This window comes from Verrucomicrobiia bacterium (genome assembly GCA_019634635.1).
In the GTDB taxonomy this organism is placed as follows: domain Bacteria; phylum Verrucomicrobiota; class Verrucomicrobiia; order Limisphaerales; family UBA9464; genus UBA9464.
Map to the genome: position 1 here is coordinate 18,438 of JAHCBB010000020.1, position 19,812 is coordinate 38,249.

Consider the following 19,812-nt stretch of genomic DNA (forward strand, 5'->3'; position numbering starts at 1 on the left):
GGGCCAAATCGCGGCGGGCATCAAACCCGGTTGTTGCGGCGTACCTCCCTGTCTGCATGGAGCAGCGCGACATCTACAGCAGACCCCGGGCCTCCAGGTCCGATTCGTCGAGGCCGAGGTAGTGTCCGAACTCGTGAATGTACGTGATGCGCACCTCCTCCCGGAAGATCGTCTCGTCGCCTTCGGCAAAGTCCCAAAGGTTTTCCAGGAAGAGCAGGATCTGGCGGGGAACGGGTGCCGAATCCGGCAGCGCGACGCCCACCGGGTCGCCCACGTACATCCCCAGCAGGTCGGGGTCCCAGCCATCAGCGATGAGCCCGTCGCCCGGGGCGGATTCATACGTGACGGGAATGGACTCGGCATGCGGCCGAAGCCCGGGCGGCAGGTTCGCGATGGTGGTGCGGACCTCCTCGCGCGCAAGTTGCAGCAGCTGGTGCCAGTCGTCAGACACGGGACCGGACGGTCGCTACCGGGACGGAGCCCGCACGCAGCGGAATCCGAGGTGATTGCTGCCGGTCATCACTTCGCCCTTTCCGCGGGTGCCGACCATGTACCGGGTGCAGTACTGGTCGGTGCAAAGGAAGGAGCCGCCCCGATGCACGCGCTTCTTCTCCATGGGTTCGTCGGGATCGTAGGGGATCTCCGGTCCCTGCGGATTGCGTGGCACCCCGCCGGCGAGCATCCGGGTGGGGTAGGTGTCGGGACGATACCAGTCATGGCACCATTCCCAGACGTTGCCCGCCATGTCGTACAGCCCGTAGCCATTCGGTGGGTACTGCGCGACCGGGGCGATCCCGGCAAAGCCGTCCGTGGCGAGGTCCCCTCCCCGGAGCGGGAAGCGTCCCTGGAAGGTATTGGCCATGTGGCGTCCGTCGGGCGCGAACTCGCTGCCCCACGCGTAGAGCCGCCCTGCAAGGCCCCCGCGGGCGGCAAACTCCCATTCGGCCTCGGTCGGCAGGCGTTTACCGGCCCATTTCGCATAGGCTTCAGCGTCGGGAAATGCGACGTGGACGACCGGATGGCTCCCCCGTCCGGTCAGATCACTGCCTGGCCCTTCCGGATGCCTCCAGTCAGCCCCGGCCACGTAGGCCCACCAGCGGTAGTGGTTGTTCAAGGGGACGGGTCCCGGGGTGGGGGCGAACACCACGGATCCGGCCACGAGATTTTCCGGTGGGGCCGTGGGAAACTCCTCCCGGGTCGGAGCCCGCTCCGCCACCGTGACGTACCCGGTGGCGGCAACGAATTTTGCGAACTGGTCGTTGGTCACTTCCGTGGCGTCCATCCAGAACCCGTCCACGTACACCCGGTGGACCGGGAGCGCATCGCGCGTGGTTCCCGGCTGGCCGCACAGGGACTCGCTGGCGGCGTCACTGCCCATCGAGAATTCGCCCCCCGGGATCCACACCATTCCTTCGGGGGCCGAGCCCTGGGCGCGCTCCGGGTTGGGACGGGTGGCGGCGAAGGCCGGGGAGGCGGGCGTGCCTCCGGCGCCCGGTGCGACGGACACGGCCTGCTGGGCCGGTCCGGATTGCGGACGCGACGGCATCAGGCTCAGCAGGATGAGGCCACCAGCCAGCGCCACACCGAGGCCAAGGACGAGCCAGAGCGGACTGGACGCAGCGGGCCGTTTTTCAGGTTTCATGTGGGAGCGGATTCCTGGGTCGGGTGTTGTTGGCTTGCGGCAGGGGAGCGGTGCGCCCGGGGACTGCAGCCCTTGTTCCCTTTGCCACCGCCGTTCCTCCCGTCCATGCCGCCCATCGTGCCGTCTTCCCCGTCTCCGGTCGAGCGCGTCTATGTGCGGGCAGGTCCAGGTCGCAGGCGCAGGACCAGAAGGCCGCCCACGACGAACAGCACCATGAGGGTCTGCACGGCCACCAGGATGAGCAGGGTATGGGCGAAATCGCCGGCGCCGAACAGACCGACGGCGACCCGCAGCCTGCGGAACCGCGGCGGCAGCAGGCGCAGGCGCTCGGTGAACCGGTGGTGCGGGGTTGTACGCCGCTTGCGGTGGCCTGCTTCGCTGCGGGCTTAGGGTGCGATTGCGTGCGGGAAGCCCAAACCCTTCGCTCGGCCGGCCACAATGAGCGTCAGGGACCCGGTTCGTGGCGTGATGCGCGTGATTGAGGGGGTGCATCGGGTTGTTTGGCCAGTTTCAGGGCTCTGGTGACGAGGATTCCCCGAGGGGACAGTTCATATCCCGGTTGGTGACTGATGGTCAGGCCCAGATTCTTCAATTTCCGGACCTGTGTCTTCAGCCACTCTTTGGCATATCCAGTCTGGTCGGCCAAATGAACGGCGGCCAGCCGTGGTTTCGATTGAATGGCACTTAGAATCTCAAGAGTCCAATCGCCCATCTCCGATGCCGCATCCAGGCGGCGCAACTTCAGCTGAATTTCTTGAAGCTCGTTCTCTGACAAATCCACGTCCTCACGAAGCGCGATGCGGGGATCGGGGCCGGCAAAATGAAATTCAATACGGTAAATGGAGCCCTCTCTTCCTCGTTCAAGACCGGACAACAACGAAGCCAGATCACGTCCCGATCGTGCCGCATCAGCACTGGATATCCGGGATATATCCTCGAGGGTGACGCGATCAATGGACAGGAGGCCAACGGGAGTCTTCAGCGTTCCTCCGGCCTTGACCGTGGGGCGGCGCCAACGTCGAAAAGCAAGAGTGATCCTGCCGGCACGTATCGCATCAAGCTCGGGCCTCTTGAATAACATTGCTATGGTGAGTACCGGATGGCTGCCCATGACCTACCCCACCTGGATCGTCTGTGTGCCCACAAATTCAGCATTTAAGAGGGGCTCTCCCTCCTCGAGCAGCATGCCCAACACCTCTCCGAGATTCCCCCGCAACTCATCCAAGGACTCCCCTTGCGAATGAGCGCCTGCGAACCCGGGCACGGACCCAACGTATGGCCCCGTGTCCGCGCACTTCCGGACAACCGCCGTGAACGCTCTCATGGACGAACGCTGCGCCTGAGGCCCTTCCGTCGTCAATGACGGCGTATTCCTGCGGCCGAGACTGAATCGCAGCGACCCGGCAGGACAACGATGCTGGCGCGGAGGAGGACCAACCGAAATGAAATCAAACTCGAGACGGAAAGCGCCCCGCCAACAGAATCCAACCGCAAGGCGCGACAAACATCGCGCCATCTAGAAATGCCTTCGGTGGCCTGCGGCAGATCGGAAAGCGACTTCACTCGCTGATGACGGATTATTCCCATCACTTCCAGGTTTGGGGCCGGGATGTCAGCGGGCATGCGACCGATTGCCTTTCCGGCCTGCCGGGAACCGAACGTCGGACGTACATCGAGTGCATTCATGGCGACATTCCCGAGAGCAATTGCCAGGGGATCCAGCATCGGATCAGCGATTCGCGCTGGGAGGCGACGGACGTCATGGATCAGATCGCTCGGGAGGTGAACGGACTCCTGGGCGGCCATCGGCATTCGGCCCCGATCATTGACGAGACGCGCTTCGTCAAAAGGGGCGACCGATCAGAGCGCAGAACGTGACGCCACCACCCGGAGGAATTCATCGGTGATCCCGTCGCGCAAGGCGGACGACATGATTCCCTCATGACCCACCAGGGGAGGGCCGATGGCTGTCCACGGACCCGCCAGGGAATCGGCCCGTTCCACCCGGTACAGCACTCCGGCTGAACCCCGCCAGCGGAACTGCTGGGTTCCTCCGGTGGACTCCCAGCGCACCCGCCATCCTGAGGCGGCATCGTTCGGGTCCGTGCCCGAGGCCCACTCCTCGGCATCGCTGAGGCCGTCGCCATCCGCATCCCCGGTTCCGTCCCGGGAAAGAGTGCCGAAGCGGTCCACCTCCCAGCCATCGGGCAGTCCGTCCCGATCCACATCGGGCGCGGGGTCCCGCGGAATGGCAACCAGGAACACGTCCTGCAGTCCGTTGCCATCTCCCGGCACCAGGTCGTTGGCTGCGCTGGTGAATGCGGCCATCCGGCCGTCGCCGCTGATCCTGGGACGCGAGGAACGATTGTTGGCCGCCCCGCCATCGGCCGTCGCCGACAGACGGCGGTTGATGCCCAGGTATCGGTCGTGGACCACGATGTCCTGGGTGACCTCGCCGCCACCCGGCACCAGCTTGGGCGCCTCCGTTCGATACACGATGAAGCGTCCGTCGGCGCTGATTTGCGGGACGCGGCTGTCGCCGGAGCCTTGGGTGCCTTCCGGTGAGGCACTGATCAAGGTCGGCTTGCCCGTCGCCACCGCCATGGCCCAGACCTGCCACGGATTCCCGGCGGGTGCCTCCCGCAGATTCGAGCGACGGCAATAAGTGAGCACGGAGCCGTCGGCGGAAAAGGCGACGTCGCGGATGAGATCGGTATTGATCGGGAACTCGAGGAGCGGTCGCTCCCCGCCACCCTCGAGATTGCGGACCCAGATCCCGCCCGCCGGACTCCCGGTCCTCGAAAATGCCACCCGGCGCCCGTCCGGACTCAGACTGTACCACGTTTCCACGGTGAGCAGCTCCGGGGATCCCTCGCGGTGAATCCACGAAGACCGGGAGTCCCTGCTAAAGAGGAGGACCTGGCCATCGGCCGACAATTCGTAATATCCGGGCGGGTTGAAATAACCCCCCGTCCGCCCGAGCGAATTGACCAGCGTGGTGCGTCGTGTGGACCTGTCCCTGAGGTGGAGCACGCCGTATTGGGACTGATCCGGAGGCGGGGTGGTCCAAAAGGAAATCCACCGTCCATCGGCGCTGAGCTGAACGTCAGTCGCCGTCTGGTCCAGGCTCAGATCGGTTCCATCCCGGGCACTGGCGAGTTCAGTCGTGCCCAGCACGAGGTCCCTGACATAGACATCGGCCAGGTCGTTGGTATCGCCGGCTGCCCATCCTCGGGATGCCGTGACGAATGCCACAAAGCGCCCGCTCCGCGAAAGGAGCAGCTCACGGGTCTGTGCCACGATTCCGGATCCGTGAGGCGGCCCGGTCACGCGCCGATTGCCCGGGCCCGAGGCATCGAAGACGTATCCGTCGGTCACGCGGTTGGCATCCCCCGCGACCAGATCGTCCGCCGTGCTCAGGAACCCGAGGAACCGCCCGTCATCGCTGAGTCCGCCGGTGCTGGTGCTCGCGCCCTGGGCGGTGCGAAGACTGGCGGATGGCGCCACGACGGAAAGCACCTCCCGCGCCTCGTCACCCAACCGGGTGACCACCACGTCCAGGACTTCGTTGTCGTCGCCCGGCTCAAACACCGGATCCGCCGTATCCCAGAGCACGGCCTGTCCGTCGGAACTGATTCCCCCGACGAAGACCACGTCCTCCCCGGCAATCAGCCGGGTTCGGCCCGTGGCCAACACCCGGTGGTACAGGCGGATCTCGCCTCCTTCGGGAACCCCGGCTTCGGGCACCGCCTCGTCGGAGTAAAACAGCAGGCTCCCCCCATCTGCCGCCAGCACCGGGCGGAACGTCGCGCCTGGTTCCCCGGTGGTCGGCGGCACCCCGAGGCGGAGTTCCTCCAGGGACTTGAGGCCGCTTTCCGGCGTCCAAATCCGGACCTGCGGCAGTTCCGTGGCGATGTCGGCCACCACGGTGAACGCCAGCATCCGCCCGTCGGCGGACATGGACGGACCCTCGACGACGGCACCCCCGGCAGCCGCGAGGTCACCCGACACCCGCCGCAGATCCCCCGTCTCGAGATCCATCCACCACACGGAGACCTGGCGGTAATCGCCGACATGGCTTAACGGGGGGAAGGCAAACGCGAGGTATCGGCCGTCGGCGGAGAGCACCGGGTCCGCCACTGAGAAGGGCCCGGAAAAGGGCGGATCGCCGGGCAGGGTGACCCGCTGCAAGGCACCCTCTCCGCGGGTCCAAACCAGCAGACTGGTCCCGCAATTGGTCAGAGGAGCGAGGTTCAGGGCGTCGCTCTGGAACACGACACGGGATCCGTCGCCACTGACCAGCGGCTGGCGCGATGGACGATCCCCCGGAATGCCCGTCGCGGTCGCACTGATGAGCAGGGTGACACCTGTCTCCAGGTTCCGCAGGAACACATCGGTCGCGTGATTGGTGTCGTTCCCCGGCACCAGGTCCGTGGCCAGGCTCTCGAAGACCACGAAACGTCCATCGGCCGAAATTGCCGGTGCTCCCGAGGGCCCGTTGCCCGGCCCGGCGCCTTCGGCCCGTGCGCTGACGAGCCGGGTCACCCCTGCTGGGACCTCCCGAAGATAGACATCCTCCCATCCGTTGGTGTCCCCGGCTGGAACATCGTGCGACGCCCAGGCGAACACCATGCGGTCGCCACCCGGTGTCACCGAGAACTCCAGCACTGGACGCCCTCCCACGGCGCCGTCCGAGGTGAGCGAGAGCAGCTCCGTCCGGTGCTCCACGCGATCCCGTCGGAAGACATTGACCGTGCCCATCGGCATGGGGACGTCCACCAGATTGCCGGCACCACTTAGGAACACCACGTATCGGCTGCCGGCATCCATTGCCGGTCCGACAAACACGCCGCCCGAGGAGGGGCCGGATCCGGTGACCGCCGGGGCCAGATCCGGGCTTCGGACCGAAACCAGGATTGGGGAAGCGGCGGATGCCGCGAATGCGACGGCCATCAGCAGGACCGACGGGCGAAGAGAACACCAGGGGAGCGTCATGGCTTCGAAGGGTGGTGACCGCGGGCGTACGAGCCAACGGAGCCCGGAATTTCTAAAATTGTCAATTGTAAATTGTATTCTGTAAATCTTGCCTCCCCGGTGACGGACTCCATCGCACGGAGAATGAGGTTCCTGGCGTTTTGCGCAGGAGATGTCCCCCTGCGCGAAGCCCTGGCGCACCCTGCGAAGTCACCCCTGACGATTGGGATGATGGCCTTCCTGGCGATGTGGGCGCGGCGGCTGAGCTGGCGGGAGACCACCCGGGCCTTCGGGGTCAGTTGGGAGGCGGTGTTTCGCTCGGTGGAATGGACCGTGGCGTGGGGCCTCAAGCATCGGGTGCTTCAAGGCGTGCGGGCCATTGGGGTGGATGAAATCCACTGGGGCCGGGGCATGCTCGGGGATGGCTTCCTGACGTTTGGCCGACTACCCGAACCGCCTCCTACCCACAAATTCTGCTGACGAGGCCAGTTTGGTTTCATTTCGGACCATCCGCCAACGTCAAGCCTGAGCGACGGGAGGCAGCTGCCGGTGACGTTCAAATTGCATGTGAGCGAGACGGCTGACTCCCGTTCGCCCGACGCGCTTCGGGATTAGACCTCTACATAGAGCCTGTCCCAAAAGTGGCCTTTTTGCGTTGCGGCGTGGCGGCGGCTGTAGTTTACCGCTGTAAAGGTATTAGAATTCACGTCGTCAACGACTTCCCGCCGGAAGGTTCGCCTTCGGCTCACCTTCCTCCGCTCCACCACCCAGGGCGCCATCCCCCCCAACTACCCCTCCCCCAAGTGGGGAATTTCAATTGTCGCCAGCATCGAGACCGGTGGGTTTTCATGCCCGGCTCCCGGGGCTTCAATCGTCCGGGAGCAAGGTGAAGTGGAGCCGATGTCGGGAGGATCGGGCATTGGTGGATTTGGGGAGGACGGTAGGCGGGGCTTCAAGCATCTGAAGCGCCGATGCCCTTCAACTCTGGGGCCGAAGTGACAGGACTGCCATTTGCACGCCATGCACTTGGACAAGACTGCGGCTCCCGCATACCCGGCGGTGGCTTTCGGTGCGCTTCGGGGGAAGTCAGGGATGGGCAGCAGCCCATCCCCACCGCACCTGCGAATCTTGCGGGAGCCCTTTTTGCTTCATTCCGGCATGGCATTCCCGCTACTCAGAGGCCGTGAATTCCCGCAACTGTTCCGGAGCGCTTCTCTTGTCGTTCTTCGCCACCATGGCCGTGGTGCGCGCCGAGATCTGGAATGTGTATGTCGGCACCTACACGGGTCCGAAGAGCCAGGGTATTCAGGGCTTTCGTTTCGATGGCGAAAACGGCGTGATCGAGTCCCGCGGACTGGCCGCGGCCTCCACCAGTCCCTCCTTTCTGGCGGTGCATCCGGATGGGCGGCACCTGTATTCGGCGAATGAGTCGCCCGAATGGAACGGCCGTCCAGGTGGCTACCTCAGCGCCTTTGCCATCGAACCGCGGGACGGGTCGCTGCGCGAAATCAACCAGCAGTCAGCCGTCGGGGCCGGGCCCTGCTTCGTCTCAGTGGACTCGACCGGACGGAACCTGCTCGCCGCCAACTACGGCGGCGGGAGTGTGGTCTGTCTGCCGATCGCAAGCGATGGATCGCTCCGGCCCCACACTTCGTTCGTGCAGCACCAGGGGGCCAGCGTGAACCCCCGCCGCCAGGCGGCGCCGCACGCCCACTCCATCTACCTGTCCCCCGACAACCGGTTCGCCGTCGCCGCCGACCTCGGCCTGGACCAGGTGCTGGTGTATCGCTTCGATGCGTCCCGGGGTCTCCTCACGCCCAACGACCCGCCCTTTTCCCGGCTCGCGCCCGGGAGCGGTCCAAGGCACATGGCCTTCGCGCCATCCGGGAACCGGCTGTTCGTGATCAATGAGCTGCTGTCCACGCTCACGAGCATGGACTACGACCCGGTGCGGGGGGCGCTTCGCGAGATCCAGACCGTGACGACCCTTCCCGGGGGCGAGGTGCCCGGAAATTCGACCGCCCAGGTTTGTGTCCATCCCAACGGACGGTTCGTGTACGGATCCAACCGCGGCGACGATTCGATCGTGGTGATGCAGGTGGCGCGGGACGGGCGGATGACCTTTGTCGAGCGGGTCAGCACCGGAGGACGAACGCCGCGCAATTTTCAGCTCGACCCGTCCGGACGCACCCTCTGGGCCGCCAATCAGAACTCGGACTCGATCGTGATTTTTCGCGTGGACCCGGACACGGGCCGCCTCACGGCCACGGGGCAGACGTTGTCCACAGGCTCCCCGGTGTGTGTCGTGTTCGTGAAGGCGTCTTGAGCCGCAGGTCAGCGTGTGTTGGCGATCCGGGGCGCGGGGTCGGAACGCATTGTGGATGGCGTCACGGTCGCCCCAAGGTCCGCCAGGAGCTGTTGATACACCTCGTTTTCATTCAGCAGCCGGCTGCCTGCCTCCACGAGTTTGTCCACGTCGGGGGATGGCAGCACGAAGCTGGTGGGCAGGTTGAGATAAAACCTGCGCTCCTTCGGGTCCTTGAAGTTGGTGAAGCTGATGAGCACTGGATAGAACGACACCTCGCTGTCTTCACCGACCTGTTCCTTCCAGCTTTCCACGGTGTCCCGCAGCACCTCCAGCGTGTCGAACGAGACGCGGTTCAGCGTATGGCCCGCCGCGGCGACCGCTGAGGAAATCGAGCCGGGCGGTGATGGCTTCAGGTCCCACTTGCGCTCGGGGTCGGAGTAGGCGTTGGCACTGATGATGACCACCCGCTTCAGCTTGGTGATGTCGAGACGGGATCGAAGATCCGGCGTGTAGCGGTAGTAGGTCGCCGCGTCGAGCAGTTCCCGCAGGCCGAGGTTGTCCGAGACCCCGCCGTCCACAAGGTGCAGGTACGGATGGTTGGTGCGGTCGAGCGGTCGGCGCAGTTCCCGTGCAAGGAACTCGACCCGCGGCGGCAGGTTGGTCGGATTCAGCACCCAGTCCGGCGGCTGAAACCCACACGCTCCGGCAAAATTGTCGAGGGTGATGGGGGACAGCACGCCGGGGACGGCCGACGAGGCGGCGCAGGCCCGCGACAGGGGGTAGGAGGAAAGATCCGAGCAGAGATAATTAAACCGCGACTGGGTGAAGCTGAATCGCGCGCCGCTGGAGACGTCGGTGGCGTTGATCAGCAGAAACGGGCCCGGACGCGCCTCAAGGTCGGCGAAGGTGGCGTTGGTGAACAGAATGCGGTCGTAGTACCTGGCCGCCATGTCCGACCGACCCCAGCGGGCCGAGAGCAGGTTGGGCCACCGGAAGGGGTTCAGGGTTTTCCACACGAGGACCTTCTGCACGTCGCGCTTCAGGAACGCCGCGGGAAAGGTTTCGAACAATGCGTCGCCATAGAGTCCGTAGGCGGCCGCGGTGAAGCTGCCGCCCGAGACGGCGGAGATGCCATCCACTTCATCCAGGAGCCGCCGATGTCCGCCCTCCACCGGGTACAGCGTCCTCCGGAGTTCCTCCAACACCCCGTAGCTCAGCGCCGCCGCGCGTGTGCCGCCGCCGGAGAAGGCGAGAACGAACAGGATTTCTGATGAGTTGTCCGGACGGGGACGGCTATGGAAGTAGTAGCCCTGCTCGGAATTGACCTGGGTGAGCGGGGCATTGGCCTGACGGTGGGCGCAGCCGGTACCCAGCAGTGCAGGCAGGAACGACAAGGCCGCCAGGAGGGGTTTGGGGAGCCATCGGAGCATCGCGGCTGCGACGCTTCCGGTTCGGGGCTGGCAGGGTCAAGCGGGATATCCCACGCCCGCCGGGGAACGATGGTGGCGGATCGAAGGAATTTGCCCGGATGGGAGCGGGCCCGATGGGGGCGAGGGACCTTCACGTGCGCCAAACCGGTGGGGCAAACCGGTGGGGCGACGCTCCCGCGGAGCCGTACGCGCCACCGGGAGCTGGGCCTGTGGGGCCTCCACACGCGTACGCCGGAGGCTCTCCCCAGGGAACCCGGGTGCCTCTCACGGTGTCGTTTGACCTTCCAGACCTCTCCGAACACCCTGCGTGGTGAAGTCGGAAAACTTGGAATCTCGAACTCCCCAGTCGGAGCCCGCGGCCACAGCCACGGCCGCGGTTGCGGGCTGGAATCTGTCGCAGTCCTATGCGGCCCTGCCGCCGCAGTTGTATTCACGCGTTGCGCCCTCCCCGGTGCGTGCGCCGTCCCTCGTCATCTTCAACGCCTCCCTGGCAAAATCCCTGGGACTCGATGCCGCCGTGCTCGGGCGTCCGGAGGCGGCACCCCTGTTTGCGGGGAACGCGATGCCGCCGGGTGCGGACCCCATCGCGCAGGCGTACGCCGGGCATCAGTTCGGGCATTTCACGCTTCTGGGCGACGGCCGGGCGATTCTGCTGGGGGAACAGCTCACGCCGGACGGCCGCCGGCTGGACATCCAGCTCAAGGGTCCCGGGCGGACCCCGTATTCGCGCCGGGGCGACGGCCGTGCCGCACTGGGCCCGATGTTGCGGGAATATCTGATCAGCGAGGCCATGCACGCGCTGGGCATTCCGACGACCCGCAGCCTGGCGGTGACGGCGACCGGCGAGCCCGTGTTTCGCGAGCAAACGCTCCCGGGGGCGGTGTTGACGCGGGTCGCGGCCAGCCACCTGCGCGTGGGCACGTTCGAGTGGGCGGCCGCCCGGGGTGACCACCAGGCCCTGGAGGCCCTCGCGGTCTATGCGCGGCATCGGCATGATCCGGAGATTGGGGCGGATCCCGGGGCGGCGGCGGCCCTGCTGGAGGCCGTGGCCGGGCGTCAGGCGGCCCTGGTGGCGCGCTGGCAGCTGGTCGGCTTTGTCCACGGCGTGATGAACACGGACAACATGGCCCTCTCCGGTGAAACGCTCGACTACGGGCCGTGCGCCTTCATGGACGCCTACGACCCGGGGACCGTGTTCAGCTCCATTGACCACCAGGGGCGGTATGCCTACGGCAACCAGCCTGGTATCGCGCAGTGGAATCTTGCGCGACTGGCCGAGGGGATGCTCCCGCTGTTGCATCGCGATCCGGAGCAGGCGGTCGCCGTGGCCAACGGGGTGTTGGAACGATTTCCGTCCCGGTTCGAGCAGCACTGGCTGGATGGGATGCGGGCAAAGCTTGGTTTGTTGGTCGCAGAACCCGAGGACCGGAGCCTGGTGGACGATCTGCTGGGATGGATGCAGCGACAGGGCGCCGACTTCACCAACACCTTTCGGGATTTGGATCCTGGGGCATCGGCGGCGGAGCCCGGAGGCGATGAGGCCTTCGAGGCCTGGCGCCGGCGCTGGCGGGCGCGCCTGTCGCGTCAGCCGCACCCGGTGGAGTCTGTGCGCGTCTGCATGCAACGTCACAATCCGGCGGTCATTCCGAGGAACCACCTTGTGGAGGCGGCGCTGTCCGCCGCAGGGGCCGGCGGGGATCTGGGTCCCTTCAATCGGCTGCTGCGCGTGCTTGCGGCTCCGTACGATCGCGACGCCATACCGCCCGAATTTGGCGCCCCCCCCGGACCGGAGGCCCGCGGGTTTCAAACGTATTGCGGGACGTGAAGGAATCGGGGTGGGATGGCTCGGGGCCGAATGCCGGGCTCCGGGTGGCGTCGTTGCGCCGGGCGGACCGGCATTGCGTCCGGGCGCGCGAGCCATTCCCCGTCCGCCGCGTGTTGGTGAGTTGTTGAGCCGCGCCCGCCCGGGGTCACAGCGGACGCCGATTTCAAAGTGCATCGCCGCAACCGGCGCGCGGTCGTTCCGCGGGTTCTGCCAAAATCCTGGGTGCCCTGAAGGCCCGTCCGCTGGCCCGAAAGAAAGCGGTTGATGGCGGAACGGCCGATGCAATATCCACGGGGTGGTTGTCGTCATGCATTCCAACCCACCCTTACCTCCCCGCCGCCGCATCCCCCCGCCATCGGTCCCAGATCGCGGTTCCATCCCCCGATTCGCGGTGTGCGTCGCTTTGATTGCCGCGGCGGCGATGCTGTCGTCGTGCGCGCGGACCCAGGTGGAGCATCGGGTCGTCAACACCGGGCGCCTGCCCGCCCCGGACGTTTTTGTGGTGAACGAGTTCTCGGTGTCACCGGACGAGGTGGCGCTTGATCACACCATCGGCCTGCGGCTGCAGGAGCTGTTGGGCGCGGATGCCGACGACCGCGAACGCCTGCGGATTGCGCAGGAGATTTCGGAGCTGGTATCCAGGGAACTGGCCGCGAGCCTGGCGCGGCAGGGCTTTCGCACGATTCGCGGGGCCGCCGCAGCGCCGGCGGGCGCGCGTGTGCTGGAAATTGACGGCCAGTTCCTCTCGATTGACCAGGGCAGCCAGCGCCAGCGGATGATCGTCGGCTTTGGCCTCGGGGCGAGCGAGGTGCGCGTGCTGGTGCAGGCGTTCGAGGTCACGGATTCGGGCCGCGCGCTGGTGGATGACTTCTACATCACGACCCAGAGTTCGCGACGGCCGGGGATGGGGCCCATGGCCGGTGGCGGCGCGGTGGCCGCCAACGTCGGGGCCAGCATGGCCCTCAGCGGCACCACGGCGCTGATCGGCGCGCGCGCCCAGACGGTGGAGGCCGACGCCAGGAATCTTGCGGACCGCATCGCCGCCGAGCTGCAGCAGTATTTCGTGACCCAGGGTTGGGTGCGGCAATCCGGCGATCACTGAGGTCTTGCTTCGGGTCAACCGCCCGGGCGTGGTTCGCGGGTGGCGTCTCGGGTGCCCGGGCGCGCCGTCGGGATCCGGGAGTTGAACGACCGCACCCGGTTCAGGCCGCGGCCTCCGGCCACGGAACGGCGCACCAGCCGCCCTCCGGCAGGTCCCCGAGGGCGAACGGTCCGAAATGGGTGCGGTGGAGCCGCCTCACCGGACAGCCCTGGCTGGCGAACATGCGTTTGACCTGATGATACCGGCCCTCGGTCAGCTCGAGTCGGGCCCGGGTTGCGGAAAGCAGTTCCAGGCGCGCAGGCAGGCAGGGCGAGGACTCACCGTCCAGGCGCAGCGTTCCGGACGCAAACCGGGACACCATTTCCGGGGTGAGATGGCCGTCCACCGTCACTTCATAGCGCTTGGCCACGTGATGTCGCGGAGCGGTCCACCGGTGGATCCATTCGCCGTCATCCGTGAGCACCAGGAGGCCGGTGGCGTCCTTGTCGAGGCGCCCGACGGAGTTCGCCGGGGGATTGCGCCGGACCCACCGTGCGGGCAGGAGGTCGTAGATGGTGGGACCTTCGCGCGGGTCGTGGGTGCACACCCGTCCCGGCGGCTTGTGGAAAAGGACCAGCAAGCCTCCGGGGAATTCCACAGGTGTCGTGTCCACGAGGACTTCGCCGGGCCGGAACTTGAGCGCGGGGTTGGTCACAACCGCCCCGGCGGCCTGGACGCGTCCGGCCCGGAGCCAGTGCCGCGCCTCTCTGCGGCTGCAATAGCCGTAGCGGGACAGCAGTTGATCAAGACGGATCGGCTGACCGGGAATGGGCATGCCACCGGAATCTCGGAGGCCTTCAGACGGAATCACGGAGATCCGGCATTCCGCGGAATGCACACCGCGGCACGTGTCGGGGAGCCCCGCGTTGCAGGCAATCCACGCGGGCCTGGCAGGCTGGCCCGGATTTTCCCGAGAATCGGACATTGCCTGCCGGGAACCGGTGCGGGGACAACATGGTCCGGACGTGGTATCGGAATTCTCCAGCACTGGCGCGGCAAAATTCGCCCGGGCACGCGCCGACCCGAACCCATCGGGGCCCGGGTCCATTCGGATCACCGTGATTTCGGATGTCCACTATGCCGGTGCCGCGGAGCAGGCGCGCCGGGGATTTGAGACGCGGGTGATCCGGAATCCCGCACTGCAGCTGGCAGCCCGGGCCTGGCGGTCGTGGGTGTGGCTTCGGGATCCGATGGCCCACAACGAGCGGCTCGGGCGACTCATCGCGCTGAATCCGTCGCCGGATCTCGTCGTGGCCAACGGTGATTTCACCGTGGATTCGGCCTTTGTCGGAGTGAGTGACGACGCGGCGATGTCCAGCGCGCGCGAGGCGCTGGAGCGTCTGCGGGAGGCCTATGGTGCGCGGCTGCTGGCGACGATCGGGGACCATGAACTTGGAAAGCAGAGCCTGTTCGGCGGCGTGGGTGGTCTGCGGCTGGAGAGCTGGGCGCGCTGCGGCTCTGAACTGGGCCTGGCGGGAGTGTGGAGGCGGGATGCCGGTCCCTGGGTGCTGGTGGGCGTCGCCTCCAGTCCGGCCGCGCTGCCGGTGTTTGAACCGGAGTTGCTCCACGTCGAGCGGGATGGCTGGCGGAAGATCCGCAGCGGGATGCTTCAGGAATTGGGGGATGTGCTGGCATCCGTGGGGCCGGACCGGCGCCTGATCCTCTTTGTGCATGACCCCAGCGCGCTGCCGTTTTTGGGGGCGGAACCCTCCGTGGCCCGGGTGCTGCCGCAGGTGGCCCTCACCGTCGTCGGCCATCTGCACACCCCGGCGATCTTCCGGCTGGGACGGCGTCTGGCGGGCATGCCCCGCATCGGTTTCCTCGGCAACACCGTGCGCCGCTACTCGACGGCGCTGCAGGAGGCGCGGTGGTGGCGGGAGTTTCGGGCGGTCCTGTGCCCCTCACCCACGGGGATTGAGTTGTTGAAGGACGGCGGCTGGCTGGAACTGGTGCTGGATCCCGACGGAGTGTCGGACGTGCGGGTGATGCTCCGCCGGCTCCCGTGGCTGCCGGGAGACGATGGCCGGATCGTTCAGGGCTGAACCAGCGGTTGTGGCCGTCCCAAACGGTCCATTTGCCGTTCGGCGGCCCGGTTCAGCTTGTCGCGTTCGTTGGTGAAATCCGCCTCGAGCATCCGGATTTGCGGGGAGTTCTGCTGGTATTCCTGCGTGAGATCCGCCGCGGACTGCGTGGTGGGCAGCACGGTGGGACGCATCAGGATCATCAGTTCGGTCCGGGACTTGTCCACGGTGGTGGCCCGGAAGAGCTTGCCGAGCAGCGGGATGTCCTTGAGCAGCGGCACGCCGGAATTGCCGGAGGCCTTGGAGGCGCGGATGTAACCGCCGAGCAGCACGGATTCCCTCGACTGGATCGAGATGGTCGAGGTGGCGGAGCGCTTGTTCGTCACGGGGGCGTTTGGCACCGATTCCAACCCGGCGTTGTTGGGGGCGATCTCCTCAATCGTCTGTTGGACTTCCATCACGACCAGGCCGTCGGGCGTGATGTAGGGCAGGACGTCCAGCTGCACTCCGACGTTCTGCCGCTCGTAGAACAGGCTGGTGCCCACGATGCCCACGTTGTTGTTGAAGCCGCCTTGGACGAACGGAACGGTCTGGCCTGCGAAGAAACTCGCGGGGGTCGCGTGGGAGGTGATGATGCGCGGTCTCTGCAGGATGTTGACGTTGGCATCGGAGGCCAGGGCCTTGACGATGACATCAATGTCCTCGTTGAACCGCAGGAGGTAATTGAGACCGCCGCCCGTGGGGATCGTCGGGAACAGGTTGGTGAAGGAGCCGAACCCGTTGAGGTTGTCCATGGAGCCCCCGCCGCCCACGGTGTCGTTGAACTGGCGGTAGCGCTGCCGGGCGCTCACGCCGTAGGACAGTCCGGAGTTGAGGCCCACCTCCATGATGACGCCCTCGATCAGAACCTGGGCGAGGAGGGTGTCCACCTTCTCGATGATCTTGCGGAGCTGCGCCATGTCCTTGCGGGCGGCGTAGATGATCAGGGAATTGGACCGGGGATCCGGCGTGATGCTCGCTTCGTTGAGCAGCGGCTGGGCGGGGTTCTGCTGGGCACCGGCACGGTTCACGTTGTTCAGGCGCCCCTGGAACGTCGGGGTGCCGGTGGTGGTGGCCGGGCGTGGCACGGCCTGTTGCTGCGGCAGCAGCAGCTCCAGGTCGTCGGACTGCGCGTACAGGTTGCCGCCGCCGCGACCGCCGCCGAAGGAGCCCTGCGAGCCCACCCGGCCGCCTCCGAATCCGGTCCCCAGATTGCCCCCGCCAAACCCGCCCCCGAGGCCCCCGCCAAGGCCGCCTCCGAGCCCGCCACGACCCAGCCGCCCTCCCGCCGCCGGCAGGGCGCCCCCACCGCCCCCGCTGATCACGCTGCTCAGGGTCTGGTACAGCTCCTCCACCTTGCCGAATTTCACCGGGAACACCTCCAGCTGGTATTCCTGCTCAATCTCGACATCAATTTCCTTCAGCACCTCCAGCATCCGCTTCACGTTGATGGAGTAGTCGCGCAGCACGAGGGTCTTCGTGGATTCGAGGGCGATGATGCCGTTCTGGTTCTTGGCAAATTGTTTCACCGTTTCCGCCGCCTCCTGAACCGGGATGTGCTCGACCTTGACCACGTGGGTCACAAACTGGCTGGCCTCGGCGTATTCGTCCGGCTTTCGGTTCGAGAATGCCGCACCCTCCTGCATGGCCTGGGCCGTGGGGACCGCCAGCACGGCCTTCTGGCCGGTGGGGATCATGGTGACACCATTCAACGCGAGGATGGTGTCGTACATCTCGAGGCGCTCCTCGGCGGTCAGGGGGGAGGCCGGGCGGAAATTGATCTGGGCCTGGGCGGGCAGGTTGGCGGCGCGGAGCACGGTCCGCCGCGAAATTTCCGCGTATTCGTCCAGGAACTGTTCCAGAGGCATGTTCTTGAAATTGATCACGTCCGTCGCCTCGGCGTCACCGGTACCCACAGCGCCGGCCGTCGCCGACGGTGTGGCCGTGGAGACCCCCTGGGGCGTGGAGGGCAGGGGCGGCAGATTCGGGCCGACCGGACGCCCCCCGGCCCCCGGCCGGGGCAGGGTGAAGCGGGGCGCATTGGTGGCGGCCCCGGGGAGCGGGAGCTGGCGTGGCACTGGCGCGGAGGGCGGTGGTGCGGGCACGTTGGGCACCACGGCCCCCTCGGTGGCAAGGGCGACCGGTGGCTGGAAGGGTGCCTCCTCCGGCACCTCCTCGACGGGCACCTGCGGTTCCGTGAACACCTCGACCGGCTGCACCGGCACGTCGCCGGGGAAGAACGGCAGTGCCGGGTCCGGCGGGGGCACCTCGGTCTCGACGGCAAGGGCGATCGCAGGGTCCACGACGGAATAGTCCACCACCGGCACGTCGTCGGCCGAGACGGGCTCCGACAGGGCAAAGTCCTGGGCGGCCAGCGGCCCGCAGGCCAGGGTGAGCACCAGGCAGGGTATCAGGAGGGTCTTCACGGGGGGTTATTTCTTGGCGGGCACCGGTGCCGCATTGGTGGCGGCGGAGGCCCTGGATGCAGTGGTGGGTCGCGACGCGGACGTCGTGGCCGGTGCGGTCTTGGGTTTCTTCTGGTAGCTGGCCACCACCGTCAGGGTGGTCTGGAGACGGGTCTGGGTCTGGTCGAGCCGCAATCGGGCGATGTCGCGGACCCGGATGAGGGAGTCGCCGAGGCCCAGCGCATGGAGGAAGTTCACCAGCTCAACCTCCCCGGCGATGACCTCCACGGACATCTGCTGTTCATCAAAAAAGGCGTTGGTCTGTCCGGTGCGGGCTGCGGAGGCGATGGGACGGATGTTGCCGACCGTGACCCCGAACTCCGAGGCTTTGGACTGGATGGTGGCCTGCAGACGGTTGGCCTGGTCCTCCTGCAGCACTTCGGCCCCGGCGAGCTGCAGCTCCTTGAGCTGCAGTTCATAGCCGAACTTCCGCGAGAGCTCCCCAATGAATTTCGTGCGGTTGCCGGAGAGCCGGGAGATTTCCTGCTGCACCTCGGTCCATTCGGAAAAATACGGCCAGACCAGCCAGTAATTGAGCACGACGGCGAGCACGACGATGCCGACCAGGAGCCAGCGCCGCTCCTGGGGCTGGAGGTTGAGGCGGTCGAGCCAGCGCATCATGGCGTGTCGCTCCTCCTCAGTTCCGCCTCAAAGCTCCACGACGTCGCCGGGGCGCCCGGACGGGTGTTGAACTGGGCCGCCTTCACATTGGCGAACAAGGGCTGTCCGGACACCTGGGACTTCCGAAGGTCCGAGTTGAACCGGGTGATGTCGCTGGTGCTGTCGGGGGGCACGGTGCCGCTCAGGGCGAGGGTGTGGCCCTTCTGGAAATCGAGCTGGGTCAGGGTGGCGGACGCCGGCAGCAGTTCCACCGCGGCGCGCCAAGCATCGAGGGCGGCGAAGCGCAGGGCGACCTGCTCCTGAAGCACGCCCACCTGGGCCTTCAATTGGAGGGTGTTGGTGTAATTCAACCCCAACGTGGCCACCTCGGACTTGAGTTCGTCGCGCTGATACTTCCGGACGTTCAGCGTGACGAGGAACAGAAACAGAAAGACGAGGTACGCCATGCCGACCGCACCGAGGCCGCCAATCCAGAGGCGGTCCACGGATTTTTGCCGCTGAAGGGTGCTCCAGTCCGGGGGCACCAGGGGCGGACCGGGGGCGGTCACAAATGCCGTGGCACTGGCCAGGGCGATGAGGGGCATGGGGGCGGGCGTCTCCCTGCGAATCGGGTGGGACGACCAGGCGGTGAGGAGCGGTTCCATTTCGCCGGCGATACCGGCATCGGAGACCACGTGCACCGGCGGCACCTCGCTCAGCCAGCCTTCCATCTCTCCCGCCCAGGCGATCTGGCTCAGCAGGGTGGCCAGGGCCGGCGCGCCGCCGGGTCCCGGGGCCACCGACAGCAGCGTGACGTCCCGCCACACGCCCTGGATGTACCAGCCGGCGAGGCAGGATCGTCGCTCCCCCGCCGTTTCGAAAAGGAGCCAGAGGCTGTCCTCGGTGGGCTGCAGCCCCCGCCAGGCCCGGGCCAGGGGCAGGTCCATTTGCTGGACGACGAACCCCTCGGCGGCCTGCTGCCCCAGAAAATCCTCAACCGCCCCCCGGGGGGCGATCACGACCAGGGCCGTCTGCGCGCGTCCGTCAGGATGGGGAATGCCGAGGGCGCTCCAGGTGATCTGGTTGACCGGCAGGGGCGAGATCCGGTCGAGCTGGAACTCCACCAGTGCGGGCAGCTCGGCCGGGTCGCCCGAGGGGAGTTGCACGGCGCGGACGAAGGCGAGCTCCGTGGGCAGCCAGGCGACCCGCAGACAGGGTTGGAACAGTTCCTGCCAGTCGCGGCCCTGCAGGCGTTTGGGCAGGGGTTTGCCGGCCTCCACGCGGAATTCGCCGGAGGGCTTGACGCGGTGCCGGGCGACCTCGAACTGCCAGACCCGCCGACCGAGGGGGGAGACGGCCAGCACGGA

At 66.7% G+C, this 19,812-nt stretch carries 15 protein-coding genes; 6 read left to right on the top strand and 9 right to left on the bottom strand.

Translation table 11 applies throughout. The features are described from left to right. Window positions 1–73: 73 nt before the first annotated feature. From KF791_13655 to KF791_13665, 3 genes are all read right to left on the bottom strand, one after another. A complete protein-coding gene (locus tag KF791_13655) occupies window positions 74–430 on the bottom strand; it encodes a metallopeptidase family protein (GenBank protein ID MBX3733627.1) in 357 nt (118 codons plus the stop codon). Between the two features lie 36 nt (window positions 431–466). Further along, window positions 467–1,546 (bottom strand): formylglycine-generating enzyme family protein, encoded by a 1,080-nt coding sequence (locus KF791_13660; protein MBX3733628.1) that lies wholly within the window; start codon window positions 1,544–1,546, stop codon window positions 467–469. Between the two features lie 541 nt (window positions 1,547–2,087). After that, window positions 2,088–2,753: an ASCH domain-containing protein gene (locus tag KF791_13665; GenBank protein ID MBX3733629.1), complete on the bottom strand. Its 666-nt coding sequence runs from the start codon at window positions 2,751–2,753 to the stop codon at window positions 2,088–2,090. Between the two features lie 458 nt (window positions 2,754–3,211). Here KF791_13665 and KF791_13670 point away from each other — a divergent pair, with 458 nt between their 5' ends. After that, window positions 3,212–3,520, top strand: coding sequence for a transposase (locus KF791_13670; GenBank protein ID MBX3733630.1), 309 nt, complete (start codon window positions 3,212–3,214; stop codon window positions 3,518–3,520). Here the strand turns inward: KF791_13670 and KF791_13675 are convergent. Next, complete coding sequence (locus KF791_13675) at window positions 3,503–6,637, bottom strand: PD40 domain-containing protein (GenBank protein ID MBX3733631.1); 3,135 nt, start codon at window positions 6,635–6,637, stop codon at window positions 3,503–3,505. The two genes, KF791_13670 and KF791_13675, sit on opposite strands and share 18 nt — an antisense overlap. 123 nt (window positions 6,638–6,760) lie before the next feature. On the opposite strand from KF791_13675, the gene KF791_13680 reads away from it, so the two are divergent. Both KF791_13680 and KF791_13685 read left to right on the top strand, forming a co-directional pair. Continuing rightward, a complete protein-coding gene (locus KF791_13680; protein MBX3733632.1) occupies window positions 6,761–7,096 on the top strand; it encodes a hypothetical protein in 336 nt (111 codons plus the stop codon). A 703-nt stretch (window positions 7,097–7,799) separates the two neighbouring features. After that, the gene (locus KF791_13685) at window positions 7,800–8,942 is read left to right on the top strand and encodes a lactonase family protein (protein ID MBX3733633.1); all 1,143 of its coding nucleotides are present in this window, start codon (window positions 7,800–7,802) and stop codon (window positions 8,940–8,942) included. Between the two features lie 8 nt (window positions 8,943–8,950). Here KF791_13685 and KF791_13690 read toward each other — a convergent pair whose 3' ends face one another. Beyond that, entirely contained in the window at window positions 8,951–10,354 is a 1,404-nt protein-coding gene (locus tag KF791_13690; GenBank protein ID MBX3733634.1) for a patatin-like phospholipase family protein, read from the bottom strand. A gap of 325 nt (window positions 10,355–10,679) precedes the next feature. On the opposite strand from KF791_13690, the gene KF791_13695 reads away from it, so the two are divergent. Both KF791_13695 and KF791_13700 read left to right on the top strand, forming a co-directional pair. Beyond that, the gene (locus KF791_13695) at window positions 10,680–12,179 is read left to right on the top strand and encodes a YdiU family protein (GenBank protein MBX3733635.1); all 1,500 of its coding nucleotides are present in this window, start codon (window positions 10,680–10,682) and stop codon (window positions 12,177–12,179) included. Window positions 12,180–12,570: 391 nt separating this feature from the next. Continuing rightward, a complete protein-coding gene (locus tag KF791_13700; GenBank protein MBX3733636.1) occupies window positions 12,571–13,281 on the top strand; it encodes a DUF4410 domain-containing protein in 711 nt (236 codons plus the stop codon). 100 nt (window positions 13,282–13,381) lie between these two features. On the opposite strand, the gene KF791_13705 is transcribed toward KF791_13700, so the two are convergent. Further along, window positions 13,382–14,095 carry an rRNA pseudouridine synthase gene (locus KF791_13705; GenBank protein MBX3733637.1) on the bottom strand — a complete coding sequence of 238 codons (714 nt, stop codon included), beginning with the start codon at window positions 14,093–14,095 and terminating at the stop codon, window positions 13,382–13,384. A gap of 283 nt (window positions 14,096–14,378) precedes the next feature. Here KF791_13705 and KF791_13710 point away from each other — a divergent pair, with 283 nt between their 5' ends. Further along, window positions 14,379–15,362, top strand: a complete 984-nt coding sequence (locus KF791_13710) for a hypothetical protein (protein ID MBX3733638.1) — start codon at window positions 14,379–14,381, stop codon at window positions 15,360–15,362. Here the strand turns inward: KF791_13710 and KF791_13715 are convergent. From KF791_13715 to KF791_13725, 3 genes are read right to left on the bottom strand one after another with little or no spacing between them, the layout of a single operon-like run. Continuing rightward, window positions 15,353–17,806, bottom strand: a complete 2,454-nt coding sequence (locus KF791_13715; GenBank protein MBX3733639.1) for a hypothetical protein — start codon at window positions 17,804–17,806, stop codon at window positions 15,353–15,355. The two genes, KF791_13710 and KF791_13715, sit on opposite strands and share 10 nt — an antisense overlap. A 6-nt stretch (window positions 17,807–17,812) precedes the next feature. Beyond that, window positions 17,813–18,466 carry a hypothetical protein gene (locus tag KF791_13720; protein ID MBX3733640.1) on the bottom strand — a complete coding sequence of 218 codons (654 nt, stop codon included), beginning with the start codon at window positions 18,464–18,466 and terminating at the stop codon, window positions 17,813–17,815. Beyond that, on the bottom strand, window positions 18,463–19,809 hold the full coding sequence (locus tag KF791_13725; GenBank protein MBX3733641.1) for a hypothetical protein: 1,347 nt from the start codon (window positions 19,807–19,809) through the stop codon (window positions 18,463–18,465). The genes KF791_13720 and KF791_13725 overlap by 4 nt, the downstream gene beginning before the upstream one ends. Between the last annotated feature and the right edge of the window lie 3 nt (window positions 19,810–19,812).